Raw genomic sequence first — 14521 nt, forward strand, 5'->3', positions numbered from 1 at the left:
ATGGAATGCTATTTGTTTTTTAATGCTTCAAATCCGGATACTACATCGAATAATTCTTCATCAATGGAACTTTGTCTTAACCGATGGTATTTATGATGGAGCGTATCCAATAATTCTGAAATGTTTTTTTCGGCTCTTTGCATAGCACTCAAGCTTCTAGCATTTTCAGTAGCTAGTGATTCAGCACAAGATTTGAATAAAGATACAAAAAGATATTCACGTATTAGCGCCGATAAAGTAGTTTCCAACCTTCCTAAAACCTGCGGTATTTTGTGGTGGGCCAAGGCATTTCTTTAAAGTTGTCGCGTCATTTTTGATTCAATGGACGGAGCCATTGCACGATGGTCGTATAGTAAGTACTTGTTTTTGATTGGTATTGAAAAATATTAAATTCTTTGGTATCTTGCTATGCATAATTTTTTTTAGTTTCCAGTAATTTTTCCTTCTCCAGAAATACCTAGAACTTGGTCTGGTAAATCAGGCATTATTTTTATCATGTTTTCTAAAATTTTAAATTTGTTATTTATAGGTAATAGAAAATAGAGAAGGGGTGCTATTATTAGTTTTCGTACAATCGCAAGCGGTTTCTAACCGTATGAATTTCTTTTTTTAAGGAATCTATCTTTTGTAATAAGTTGAGAACAACATCGATTCCTTCAAGATTTACTTCTAAATCCTGATGCATCCGAATCATTTTTTCCACTTCATATAATGAATCTTGATGGATGTAGGGTGTTTTATCAATAATTTGGATTTCAATAAGCCCCATTTCACTTAAATTACCAAAGAAGCTTTGCTCCATTTTATAATGAATACATAGGGTATTTACGGGGATAAAATTTTCTATACTCATGGTTTTTTTAGCTTAGCAAGTTCTGTGAATAATTCTTTTTCTTTATCCGTCAGGTTGGTTGGAACTACAATTTGGTAGTTGATGTATAGGTCTCCAAATTGTCCTTCTTTTTTATAAACAGGAAACCCTTTTCCTTTAAGTTTTACTGTAGTACCATTTTGAGTTCCAGGCGCTACTTTTAGTTTTACTTTTCCGTCAAATGTATTTACAGTAATTTCACCTCCTAAAATGGCACTATAAAGGTCTAAATCCACAGTAGAATATAGATTGTCCTTGTCACGTTTAAAATCAGTATGGTTTGATATCGAGAAGGTGATATATAAATCACCTTTTGGTCCACCACCTGCGCCATCGCCACCATGTCCAGTGATTTTTATGACTTGGCCATTTTCTACTCCAGCAGGTATTGTGAGTCGGATGTTTTTACCACTAATAGTTAACGTACGTTTGTGTGTGGTGTAAACCTCTTTAAGATCTAAATGTAATTCGGCATTAAAATCTTGTCCTTTAAATTGTGCGCTACCTCGTCCACTACCTCTAGCCCCTCTACCGCCAAACATGGATTCAAAAAAATCAGAATAATCACCTCCTTCAAAACCAGCAAAGCCGCCTTGTTGCCCGCTTCCTTGATAGTGTTGTTGCTGTCTTTTTGATTTCTCAAATTCTTCGGCATGTTGCCAATTTTCACCATATTCATCATACTTTTTACGATTTTCAGGATTGCTTAATACTTCATTGGCTTCATTGACTTCTTTAAATTTTATTTCGGCTTGTTTGTCGTTGGGATTTAGGTCAGGATGGTATTTACGAGCCATTTTCCGGTAGGCTTTCTTTATTTCCGTCTCCGTTGCTTTTTTATCTATTTCTAATACTTTGTAATAGTCTATAAATGCCATTTTACTTTGTTTTTTTAGAATTACTAATTATAAGTCTTTATGGATTTATGGTATAAAGGTTTACCGAGCAAAGAGAAATTGCTTCTTTCAAATTTAATCAATTTTTACATGATAAATAAGTATAAAAGGTTTTATTTCAATAGCTTATTTATTTCATATAAGAATTGAAACTTTAGCTATGGATTAGTTCTATTAAAAGGAATAGCTATTCTTTTTAAGAAATAGTTGTTTTAATTATTTAGAAATCTCTCGGTTCGTTTTTCTAAAGTCAACGGGTCTTATTTTAGCCAAATTATAAAAAGTATTACTAAAAGTGGCTAAACTATTATATCCAGATGCATAGGCAATTTCGCTAATAGACAATTCAGTTTGTAACAGTTTTTCCATACTGAGAATAATTCGGGTGAGTTTTACATATTGTAGAAAGGATATGTCCAAAGTATCTCTAAATAAACGGGAAAGACTACGGCTACTAAAACCAAATAATTTTGCAACATCTTTTAATAGTAATGGTTGGTCAACGTGAAAATGAATGTGTTTTAAAATGGGACTCAATCGTACATTTGTAGTAGTAGGAATAACAACAGGCAGTGGGTTTTTACTGATTTCAGCAATAATAGTACCTAGAGTTTTTATGTATTGGTATTTACTTTTTTCTTTTTCAAAAATATTCTCACTCCAGTTTTCAGTATATAGTATCATCTCCAAAATTAAATTGGAAGCAGGGTAAATTCCCATTTTCGAATAAAATTCATTGTTAGTAAGGATATGAGTTGGAATATAAATATTTCGAATCATACTTACAGATGTTTTTAATTCAATGAAATGTTCCATCCCTGCGGGAATCCATACATAATGTCGGGCGGGTAAAAAATAGGAATTGTCGTTTGTTTTTAAAAAGGCCGCACCCCCTTCAACGTAGGTAAGTTGATGCTTGTTGTGACTGTGCATGTCAAGACGCTCTTCAATCTTAGTGTGGTATATGTAAGTGGTCTTAGGATATTGATTTACTTTTTCTAAAAATCCAAGCTCTTTTATGGCTGACATAGGCTGCTTTTTAATTTGGCTCAAATTAACAAATAAATGGCTTAATTAACAAAATAAGACTTAAAAAGATGTCGCAATTTTGCATTTTAATTTAAGAACTAATTATGCACTTTAATTGTTACAAAATAGTAGTACCTATATTCCTGTTCCCACTGGTGTCCCTACAAGCACAAGAAGTTAGTAAGGATAGTATTCCTATATCATTAGAAAAAGTTTGGGAAAAAGTGGCTACAAACAGCAAAGAGATTAAAATGCACCATTTGCATACAGAGTCGGGAAGGGAAGCTGTAAAAAATGCAAAGAGCAAACAATTGCCAGAAATAGGCTTTAATGCCAACTATGGTAAATTAGCTAATATTCCAATTTTTAATAACGGAGTTTTACACCACCCTGATTACATTCCGTTAGAAGATCATTCTATTTATGGGGCTACTATAGATGCTTATTTTGATATTTATAACGGACATAAGCTCAAAACAAACATTCAAAAAGAAGCGGTGAAGCAAGAGTTATCCCAATATATAGAAGAGGAAACGATTGAGTCTATTCACTATCAAGTGGCTCAAGCGTATTTAAAATTACAACTGTATTTACAATTGGAAAAATTAGTAAAGAAAAATATTTATCAAAATGAAGAACGATTAAAACTCATCGGGAAACTGCATACTGGAGGAGTGGTTTTAAAAAGTGATTTACTTCGAGCGCAACTGCAATTGTCCAAACAGAAAACGGCATTAACGGCTATCCGTAATAATGCACAATTAGCCATGCAGGAATTAAATATTTTCATGGGGGAACCAGATGAACAAAATTTAAAACCCACAGATAATATAGGTCTTCAGGAAAATCAAAAATTAATGAGCTACGATGATTATATTGACAGTGCCATAAACAAATCACCATTACAGAAGATTGCAAAGCAAAAAGTAGCACTCAGCAAATTAAATATTGAAGGGTTAAAAGCAGATAAATTGCCAAGAATAGGGTTGTTTGGAGATTATAATTATTCGTATCCACAAATTAAGCTGTATCCCTATGAAAATGCGCCTTACTTATTAGGTGTGGTAGGAGTGAAATTATCTTATACTATTTCATCGATTTATCATGATGTTCATAAGGAAGAAGAAGCTAAAATAGTATATGAAGAGCAAAAAATAGCACAAGAAAATGTGCAAGATAATTTGCGTAAGGATATCAATAGATCTTACAAACATTACATGGAGGATCAAGAAAAAATTGAAGAACTACAATTGAATATAAAACAAGCGACAGAGAATTACCGAATTCTCAATCAAACTTATTTTAACCAATTGTCTTTAATTACTGATTTATTGGATGCAGATACTCAATTATTGCAAGCCCAATTCGAGCTGATTTCAGCCAAAATATCAGAACAATTACATTATTACGAACTTTTAAAAAATACAGGAGACCTATAATTATGGCTACAATAACAGAAAAACACGAACGTATTGACAGGATAACGGTTAAGATTACCTATAGCATTGCCTCTATAGTATTAATTTTATTGTTAGTTTATGGTGGTTATACACTGGTAAAAATGTATCGATATGAAGAAACTAATGACGCACAAGTAGAAGAATATATAAATCCAATATTGAGCCGTACAACAGGTTTTGTGCAGGAAATTAAATTTAGAGATCATCAAAAAGTTGATAAAGGAGATACCTTGTTTGTGATAGATAAAAATGAAACGCTAATGCAATTACAAGAAGCCGAAGCCATATTGAGTTCAGCAAAAGCTTCTTTGTTGGTATTAGAAAGTAATGCTGTAACAACTACTAGTAGCGCCTCAGTAAGCGAAGCAAGTATTGCCGCATCCAGAGCCAAATTGTGGCAACAAGGACAAGAATTTAATAGATATAAAAAACTATTGGATGAAGAAGCAGTTACACAACAGCATTTTGAAGCCATAAAAACGAGTTTTGAAATAGCAAAATCAGAGTATAAAGCAGTTCAAAATACCTATAAAACAGCCAGGGGGAGAATAAATGATGTCGATTCTCAATTGGCCGTTGCTAAAGCAAATGTACAGCAGAGAGAAGCTATAGTCGAGAATATAAAACTCAATTTGACTTATGCTGTTATTACGGCTCCCGCAGATGGAATTATGGGTGACAAAACCTTGCAGGTAGGACAATTAATTCAAAAAGGACAAACTTTAGGATTCATTGTAGATCAGGACCAGGGAAAATGGATTGTAGCTAATTTTAAAGAAACTCAAATTGCCAATATGAAAGAAGGGCAGGAGGTAGTGATTAAAGTTGATGCTTATTCAGATGAAACCTATCACGGTAAAATACAGTCGCTTGCGCCAGCTACAGGATCTCGTTTTTCTCTTTTGCCACCAGACAATGCAACAGGAAATTTTGTAAAAATTATTCAACGATTTCCAGTTCGAATTCTTTTGACAGATGCTGTTGCTAAAACAAATAATCTACGTGCAGGGATGAATGCTGAGGTATTGATTCCTAAATTATAATAGTTACATGGATCAGTCATCAAACATATTTAAAAGTTGGGTTCCTAAATGGTTAATTAAAGCGGTTATTTTTTTAGTAATTCTGCCAGCGGTATCCATGTTAGCAGGTTACATCGGAGGAATAAGTAGTGCTGCCAGTTATTATGGTCTGGATCCTACTGATATCCAATTTTCTATCGTTTTGTATTATGTTGGAATTGCCAGTTTTTTTCCATTAGAAAGAAGGTTTTTTAGCTATTTTGCTTCCAAAACTTATTTTCTAATGAGTGTTTTATTGTTCACCGGGATCAACTTAGTTTTGTATACTACTAATGATGCACTGCTTTTCTTTGTTTTACGATTTTTAGGTGGAGCAGTTACTGTTGCAATGATTGGAATTACATTAAGTTTGATTTTTTCTCAATTTCATTCAGAGCGCTCCAGAGTATTAGGGTATGCTGTTTTTTACGGAACGCTACTTATTTCGAATGCTTTTACGTACTTGTTTGATGCATATATATTCCAAAATTATGATTTTAATGTAATGTATCTTGCCATTATTTATGTTCAAATTCCAGGAGTATTATTACTATTTCTTTGTCTTAAAACAAACATACGTTTGCATAGTAAAAGGTTTCCCTTACATCAATTGGATTGGAAAAGTTTTGTGATTTATAGTTCTCTACTAACATTAATTGCCTATGTTCTTTTGTATGGACAATATTACAATTGGTTTGAAAGTATTCGTATTTGGGTTTGTTTAGGGACAATAATGTTATTACTTGCTACTTTTATTTTCATGCAGCAAAAAAATAAGCGTCCGTTTATAGATTTAACTATTTACAAATTTAGAAATTTTAGAATAGGTGGAGCGCTACTCGTACTGTATTATATTTGTAAAGGAGATTTGAGTGCTGCGAACACATTTCTTTTTAATGATATGGGATTAGATTCGTATCATTATGCTTACATTATGTTTTTTAATGCTTTAGGAATTGTTGTAGGAATTGCATTAACGGCTCGTTTCCTGTTAAGTAAAAGAAATATGCGCTTAATTTGGCTTACAGGATTCGCTTTTTTATTACTCTATCATATTCAAATGTTTTTTATTTTTGGCTCGCAGGCCAATGAAGAAAGTGTTTTATTACCGCTGTTTTTTCAAGGTTTAGGAAATGGAATTTTAATGCTTTCTATCGTTATGTTTACAATTGCATCAGTACCAGAATCCAAAAGTTTTTCGGCCTCATTGAGTGGTGTTTCTTTCCGATTTTTTGCTTTTACTGTGAGTTTAGCGCTAATTTCTTTTATGAATCTACGACAAGTAAGTGTGCATTATCATGAGTTAGGCAACTCAGTTACTACTTTAAATTATGAATCGAGTAAGCGTTTGCAATTGTATGAAAATGCAGCACTTGCCAACGGAGCTTCGGCAATGAAAGCTAAAGTTGTGGCTAAAAAATTGTTAGGTAAAGCAGTTGCTATTCATACTAATACCTTGTTCGCAAGGGATTACTATTATTTTATGGGGATTGTAATATTTTTAATTATGCTAGGCATCGCATTAATACCTCATTTTCATTTTCATTTCAGAAAAATTGGAGCTAAAGTAATTCCTATTTAGCAGAACAATGAATTAGGTACTGGTTCCATATTTATTAATGATGGACATTTGTCCAGCATGATAAGCAGTATGGGATACAATTCTTCCTAGGGCTTCAGCTTTTGTCTTTGTGCCAAATTCTGAAGTAGTAATAGAGGTATCCCAGTCGGTATCCGTTTGTTTTTCAAGTATAGCTAATAAATTTTGATAGGCATAATGGGAGTATTCTTTTAATTCGGATAGGTTGGTCCATTCACCGGTATCCTTTTTTGCAATTACTGTTTTTGCAATTACTTTAACTTCGCTTGCACCAAATATATTTTTTGTAAAAAGCAACTCAACATCACTAATATGGCGAATAAGAAAACCAAGGCTATTGGGCGAAGTTGCCAATTTCTTTTTCAAATCATTTTCTATAATTAAATCTAATTGCTTTGTAAATCTAGTTCTACCTTCTTGCCATAGCGCAATAAATAACTGAGTTTTTGATTTCATTAAATAAGGGTTTTTAGTGATTTCAACTTTGTATTGTTGTGATAGGGCTCTAATTTTCCTGAAACGAAAAAAGGGTGTTGAATTGTGAATTTAGTCTAAAATTTTTATTTTGAGAGAGGAAGCGAAATAAAAATAGCCCAATAAAGGGCTTTTCTACTATTATTAGTTGTTCATATTGCTTTTTACATCAGTAGTAATTCTGTTTTTATCATTCTTGCTTTTTGCTTTTCTTTTAATTCGATAAGATGTGATTTGTAACCGATAAATTCATGATCTTTTGGATTGATTTGCAAAACAAAATTTATTTTTCCCAAGAGATGTTCTAGAAAGTGAACCTGATCTATTTCTTTGTATTCCCGATGTTCATCAATACCAAATTTCATGATATAATACATGGCTTGTCTCAATTTATTGCGTTTATGGAAAACGACTTGTGGTTTTTCATTGACAACAATACCTGTGACAGTTTGTCTCATATTTGGAGTCATAAGATTTGTTTTTGCAGCATTGATTTGCAATCCCATTACTTGAATATTGTCGGTTACTTTTTCGAGTAATTTTTTTTCGTCAAAATTTCCTGAAAAACTCAAATCATCGGCATAACGGGTATATCTTATTTTATGTTGTATACAGTAATCAGCAATAGCCATATCAGCTTTTTTAAAAATGAGGTTTGAAAGATAAGGACTTGTTGGTGCACCTTGTGGTAAAAAACCATCTTTAGTACATAGTTGTGAAAGTAGATTTGAAATGCTTTTTGAATAACCCACTTCTAAAAATATTTGCTCTACACTTTCAATTTTAATTGATGGAAAAAAATTTTCTAAGTCAAGGGTGAATACTTTAGGTTGGTTTTTGTGAAATCTTATATTCTCTAAAATACTTACATTAGGTCTATATGCTTTTGCAAATGGGCTAATAGGAATTTTATATAAGATGTTTTTTAAAATCCAATGTTGTATTTCTTTTAAACTTGGGAGTGGTTCTGAAATGGCTCTTTTTTTTCCGTTCTTTTTTGTAATCTCAAAATCACGATAAAAATATTTGGTGTGTAATGCGGCTTTTTTTATGTATTCTTTTTTATATCCTACAAGTAAGGTTAAGTGGGAAGAGTTATAAATAACAGGAACATTGTTTGAAAACAATGGCTCAGCATAATTCAAACAACGATTTATGTTTTGTTTAGAGTAGCCTATTTTTGTGGCTTCTTTCATGAAAGTTTCTTTGTATTGAGCAAAATCCATAGCTTTAAAATCGTTAATGGAGTGAGGACTTTTATGTCACTCACTCCAATTAGGAATACGGGTTTAAAAGGTTCGGAGCTCTGCGGAGAGCCTTTTAAACCCAGTGCTTGAAAAAACATTCAATTACAGAACAGTGACTCACTGCTCCAAAGTTAGCTTAGCCAACGTAATTTTAAAAATAAATCAAAATGACAACTTATTCTGATTTGGAATATAAATGGTTTTTGAATCTAATTTTGGGATTTTACTTTTTAGATCCTTTGTAATCCATTCCTCTTTTTTTTGTTTTACTTTTATATTTGGTTCCATAATATCAAAGTATTTAAAGCATCAATTAAGATGTTTTTAATTTGTAAGTATTATAATATCAAACGATTAATGGGGTGTATCTCTACATAAATTTACAATTTTTTATTTACATTTTAGTATAATCTGTGCAGATTTTTTTTGTTACGACTTAAAATGAAAAGCCTCCAAAACAATTATTTTGGAGGCTTTAATTTTAGATAAAAACAAATTATCTCAATCTAACTTGTTGAAATAATTAGTTCTTTACAAGGTATTTAATATGTTTTATGTTTCCATTAACTACTGTTTTTAGGAAATAGAATCCTCTTCTTAAATCAGCTAATTGTAGATTTACAGTTGATTTTCCTGAAGTAATGTTATGAGATGATTGGCTGACTAATTGTCCAAAGAAATTATAAATTTGAAAATCTACTTTTGCAATAGATGAGCTATTAATTTCCACATTGATTTGGCTTACAAATGGATTTGGAAAAACGTTTACAGCTGTGATTTTTACATCCTCAATTGCTGTATCGCAACTTCCTAAAACGTCACCATGTGCTAAATGAGAGGCAACTGCATTTTCATCAATACATATTGTTTTCCCTTTGTGGCATAATGCAACTTTAGAGTTTTTTGGGTTAGAACCACAATTTACGTCAATTACATTTACTGCTTTTTCGGATACTGATGAGCAACCATTAGCATCTGTAACAGTTAATGTATAAGTTGTTGTTGCGCTTGGACATACATTAATACTGCTTGTCGTAGCTCCATTACTCCATGTATATGAATAAGGTAATATACCTCCAGTTACATTGCCTGCAGTTAGCGTTGTACAAGAAGAATTTGTATACCCGTAATATACAGTTGGTGATTCAGTTTCAGGAATTTCAATTATTGAAGGCTCATTTATAGTAAATGTTGCAACTACTTCATTATTTAAAATATCTTTTACAGTTACACTATAAGTTCCCGCATCAAGATTTGATATAGAGTTTGTGTCGGTAATTTCACCAATATTCCAAGTATAAGTGTATGGTGCAATTCCGCCTGAAACAGATACAGAAGCAGTACCATTAGATTCGCCATTGCAAGTTATATCTGTTGTATTACTAGCGTCAAGCGTCAATTCTTTTAATTGTAATCTTACTGAAACAGGGAAGTGGTCAGAGGCTGTTTTAGTATAATCGCTCGTGTAAAATTCATAGTGTACTCTTGCTGATTCATTGATGTATAAATCCGCAAGTTCATTTGAAAGTGTAATATGATCAATCATATTTTCATAGGTCACATACGATCTAAATCCTGCTTCACTTAATGATTTTGTAACAACACTAAAGTTTGCGCTATCATTTACATATGCTTCATAACTAGAAACAGTTGTAGGAACATCTGAAACGGTGTAATCTACATCATCGTTATAATCTCCTAGTAATACTAAGTTAGCATCCGGATATTGTGCATTCAAGGTGTCTTTTAAAACTTCTACATCAAACTTACGCATGTCATATTTGCCTTGGGCATCACCACTTGTATTTGCTCTAGCATGAAGGTCAATGATATTGATTTGTTTTTGATTTCCATCAATTGTAACATTTGCAGTCATCATAAAGGGCAATCTACCACTAGCAAAAAAGCGTGATTTATCAGCATCAGGATAATTAGCCAATGCAGAAACATCGCCACCATTATAATAAGGATGAATGGTTTCTAATAGTACTTTGGTACTTACAGGTGTAACGGTTTTGTTTTTATAAATAAAACCAACTTTTTGTTTTGGACTACTAAAATCATTTGGGTAGGAAGTTGCTTCAGATAAAACATAACTGTAATCATTCATTTCGCTAACCATTTGAGCAAATAAAACATCATCAGATATTTCTTCTACTGCATAAATATCAGCATCTAATTGTTGCAAAACATTTTTGACTGCGTCTTTTTGTATCGCATCTGAATTAATTTTTCCTGCAGCAGGTGAATTAGTTTCATCACCAAACCACGCCATGTTCCAAGTCGCAATATCTAAAGTTTTGTCTTTTGAAATATTTAAATCACTTCCTGTTTGTTGGTATTTATTGGCACACGGGAAGTCAGTTCTCATTCGTGGTAACAGTTGTTGAGTGGCAAAATAATTTCCAACTACACCTATTATTTCTGAACAATTTTCAGGTTGTGCAAAACCGGTAAGATCACTTACATCTGCATCAATTCTCAATTGAGCTGTTCCACTTGCATCTGTAATATCAGTGTTTGAATTACCAAACATAATAGCACCAGGCTTAGGGAAAGTCGTATTTTCTATTCTTACTAATTCAGCTGGGTGGTTTGCCATTTCACTCAAAGTGATAGTAACTGGCGAAATAGGTTGATTAGGTAATCCGTTATTAGTAACCGCACTTACAGGGCTTATTTGAACTTGCTCGCTGTAGGAACTTCTAGTTCCTGTAACAGTGATAGAATCTCCTATTTTGAAAAGTCCAGTACCATGTACTGATTTGTCAAAAACGGCTATCGCTCCAGTAGCATCTTGGAGGTAAGCTGATCCAGCAAATTGGTCTGAAACAGTTAAAACACCAGTTACAGTTACAATATCGCCATCTGCTTTACTTCTTGCTTCAGCAATTGGAATTACAACTAAAATATCAGAAGCATCACCAAAAAATTGTCCTTTATTTATAGCTCCAAAAGTAGTATTGGCTGCTTGCCAAGTAAAATCAGCATAGTTATATCCTGCTCCTATTAATTGTAATGAAGTTCCTAGTGCAGCTGTGCTTGCTTCTGCAATACCAATATCTGTACTTGTCATTCCTGCAGCAGGACCATTAGTAGCGGTAAAACTACCTTCGTAGCTTAAAAACTGAATTACTTTTCCAGTAGCATCTACTAATGCAATTCCGTCAGGAGAACCATTTTGTAATCCAGCAATGTTTACAGATACAGTACCATAACCATTTAATTGATCTGGAATACTACCAGATAAATTTCCTATTGGGGTATAGCTTGCTCCACCTGAACCATTATAAGGGATAATGCTCCATCCAGTTAGGTCAGTTCCGGCATAACCGGCAATTTCAACTGCTTCACCAACATCTGTTCCTGCATTGTCATAATGAATCTCATTGATGAAAACTAAATCACCAAATTTTTGTCCTTTATTTACTTTTCCGAAAGTACTTACAGCTGCTTCCCATGTAAAATCAGCATATTTTGTTCCTTTACCCACTAGCTGAAGTGAATTTCCAACAGTTGCAGTACTTGCTTCAATGATACCAATATCAGTACTTGTCATTCCTGCAGCAGGACCATTGGTAGCAGTAAAACTACCTTCGTAGCTTAAAAACTGAATTACATTATTATTTGCATCTACTAATGCAATTCCGTCAGGAGAACCATTTTGTAATCCTGCTATAGTTACAGATACAGTACCATAACCATTTAATTGATCTGGAATACTACCAGATAAATTACCTATTGGAGTATAAGAAGCACCACCATTACCATTGTAAGGAATAATTTTCCATCCTGTTAAGTCGGTTCCTGCAAGACCAGCAACTTCAACACCTTCTTCAACATCTGTCCCTGCATTATCATAGTGAATTTCGTTGATAAAAACAGCTCCAGCTGGAGTAGGCGTAGTATTTTTTAAGGTTATTATAGTAACTATATTACTTGCTTCAGAAGAATTATCATCAGCATCTAAAGCTACTACTGTTAAGTTGTAAACCGTATTAGCCGTTAGCCCAGTCAGGTCAAAAGTAGTTGATGTTGTAGCTCCTAGTTGAGTAGTTCCACTATAAATTTCATACGATACTGCAGAGGTAGCTGCATCCCATGATAAATTAGTCGCGGTTTGTGTGATGTTACTAGCGACCAAATTTGTTGGTGCCGCGAGAGGCTCGATAACCGTAGAGAATGATTGCCCGTTATTGATGCTTCCATACGTGCTTGCTACAGATGTTTGCCATGTAAAATCACTATATCGATTTCCAGACCCTTTCAGTTGTAATGATAAACCAACTGCTTCGGTTCCAGCTTGAGAAACGCCAATATCCGTGCTTGTCATTCCGATTGCGGGACCATTAGTAGCAACAAATGAGCCTTCGTAGCTTAAAAACTGAATTGCATTTCCTAAGTTATTTACTAATGCAAGTCCGTCAGGAGCCCCATTTTGTAATCCACTTATGGCTACGAAAATAGTTCCAAATCCATTAGATTGATTCGGAATTACACCGGATAAACTTCCTATAGGAGTGTACGATGCACCACCATTTCCATTATAAGGAATAATGCTCCAACCTGTTAAGTCGGTTCCTGCAGTTCCAGCAATTTCAACACCTTCACCCACATCAGCACCTGCATTATCATAATGAATTTCGTTAATGAAAACAACAGAAGTTGCTGGAGTTGTAGGTGGCGTACTAACTAGAGTCGTTACCGCTACACTATTACTAGCAGTTGAATTGTTTCCAGCTGCATCAAATGCTTTTACTGACAAGGTATAATTTGTATTCGCTGTTAATCCAGTTAAAACATAACTAGCTGTTGATGATGAAGCAATTTGTACTGTTCCATTATAAATTCGATAGCCCAAAACACCAACATTATCTGTTGATTGAACCCAAGTTAAAGTTGTTCCAGTTTGGGTTGTATTAGTAGCATATAAAGTTGCTGGAACAGATGGTGCCTCAGTATCTAATTGTACACTTCCATCAAATCTATTTTGAGCTTGTGGTCCTCCCCAAATTGCTGTAGCAAAAGCAGGGTTGTCAATAAAAGGATTTCTATTTCCTTGAACTCCTTCTAATATTGTATTTCTATTGATTTCTACTTGAGAAACAGGGTCTTCAACATTCCATTCTAATAGAATATCAGCCATATCAACACTGTAGTTTTGTGAACTGATGGTCACGGCACTAGGAAGACATTGAGCACCATAATGCAAGTGCATGTACATAATCATACGGGCAACATCACCTTTCCATTCATCTCCTGGATACCAGGCACCATTAACTAATTTAGCATTTCCAGATCCATCACCAAAGGGATAGTTATTTCTAGTTGCATTCAAAGTAACATCTGCAGCTCGTAAATGATGTGCATCACTTCCTGGGCCATCAGTACCTAAATTAGGGTTTCCTAATGATTTGGCAAAAATGTGCTCTCTATTCCAATCGCCTTGGTTTCCACCATTTTGATCTTTAGAACGAGTTCGGTCATTTGTAACATCAGAATCACTATCATTATAACCATAAATCAGTAAAACTTTTGTTGGATCGTTTGGATCTAAATCTGTTTGTTTTAATGCATCCCAAACTCCAGGTGTATACGACAACTTTGTCGTATGTGTAGTGGTTATTAGGTTTGAAAGATTTGATTTTAAGGCATCTCCAGTTTGGCTAATGTTTGCTCCATTATAATACGTAGGAACTTGAGCAAAGGAAATCACACTTAAAAAAGTAAATACAGCTACAAGAAAGAACTGCCTTTTTAAGTAAAAATGCTTCATAATTGTTTGTTTAATTTATTGGATAGTAAATATATACATATTTGTGTTTTTATGCGTTTAATACTATTAACAAATCGTTAAAATTTTTAATATAAAAATTAAAAACC

At 33.6% G+C, this 14521-nt stretch carries 10 protein-coding genes; 3 read left to right on the forward strand and 7 right to left on the reverse strand.

The features are described from left to right. Positions 1-8: 8 nt before the first annotated feature. The 4 genes from AB3G39_RS07500 to AB3G39_RS07515 form a co-directional block, all read right to left on the reverse strand. Entirely contained in the window at positions 9-284 is a 276-nt protein-coding gene (locus AB3G39_RS07500) for a F0F1 ATP synthase subunit gamma (protein WP_369764705.1), read from the reverse strand. Positions 285-559: 275 nt separating this feature from the next. Beyond that, positions 560-853 (reverse strand): chaperone modulator CbpM, encoded by a 294-nt coding sequence (locus tag AB3G39_RS07505; protein WP_369764706.1) that lies wholly within the window; start codon positions 851-853, stop codon positions 560-562. Continuing rightward, on the reverse strand, positions 850-1749 hold the full coding sequence (locus AB3G39_RS07510) for a DnaJ C-terminal domain-containing protein (RefSeq protein WP_367771070.1): 900 nt from the start codon (positions 1747-1749) through the stop codon (positions 850-852). Before AB3G39_RS07510 ends, AB3G39_RS07505 begins: the two co-directional genes overlap by 4 nt. A gap of 234 nt (positions 1750-1983) precedes the next feature. After that, a complete protein-coding gene (locus AB3G39_RS07515) occupies positions 1984-2796 on the reverse strand; it encodes an AraC family transcriptional regulator (protein ID WP_369764707.1) in 813 nt (270 codons plus the stop codon). Between the two features lie 104 nt (positions 2797-2900). On the opposite strand from AB3G39_RS07515, the gene AB3G39_RS07520 reads away from it, so the two are divergent. The 3 genes from AB3G39_RS07520 to AB3G39_RS07530 are packed head-to-tail and all read left to right on the forward strand — an operon-like array spanning position 2901 to position 6899. Next, the gene (locus AB3G39_RS07520) at positions 2901-4235 is read left to right on the forward strand and encodes a TolC family protein (protein ID WP_369764708.1); all 1335 of its coding nucleotides are present in this window, start codon (positions 2901-2903) and stop codon (positions 4233-4235) included. Between the two features lie 2 nt (positions 4236-4237). Continuing rightward, the gene (locus AB3G39_RS07525) at positions 4238-5299 is read left to right on the forward strand and encodes an HlyD family secretion protein (protein WP_369764709.1); all 1062 of its coding nucleotides are present in this window, start codon (positions 4238-4240) and stop codon (positions 5297-5299) included. Between the two features lie 7 nt (positions 5300-5306). Then, entirely contained in the window at positions 5307-6899 is a 1593-nt protein-coding gene (locus tag AB3G39_RS07530) for an MFS transporter (protein ID WP_369764710.1), read from the forward strand. 12 nt (positions 6900-6911) lie between these two features. On the opposite strand, the gene AB3G39_RS07535 is transcribed toward AB3G39_RS07530, so the two are convergent. From AB3G39_RS07535 to AB3G39_RS07545, 3 genes are all read right to left on the reverse strand, one after another. Further along, the gene (locus AB3G39_RS07535; protein ID WP_367771056.1) at positions 6912-7373 is read right to left on the reverse strand and encodes a DinB family protein; all 462 of its coding nucleotides are present in this window, start codon (positions 7371-7373) and stop codon (positions 6912-6914) included. Between the two features lie 182 nt (positions 7374-7555). Then, a complete protein-coding gene (locus AB3G39_RS07540; protein WP_367771053.1) occupies positions 7556-8617 on the reverse strand; it encodes a reverse transcriptase domain-containing protein in 1062 nt (353 codons plus the stop codon). A gap of 544 nt (positions 8618-9161) precedes the next feature. After that, positions 9162-14414, reverse strand: coding sequence for an endonuclease (locus AB3G39_RS07545; RefSeq protein WP_369764711.1), 5253 nt, complete (start codon positions 14412-14414; stop codon positions 9162-9164). Between the last annotated feature and the right edge of the window lie 107 nt (positions 14415-14521).

Origin of the sequence: Flavobacterium sp. WC2416, assembly GCF_041200095.1 — a bacterium.
Taxonomy (GTDB): Bacteria; Bacteroidota; Bacteroidia; order Flavobacteriales; family Flavobacteriaceae; genus Flavobacterium.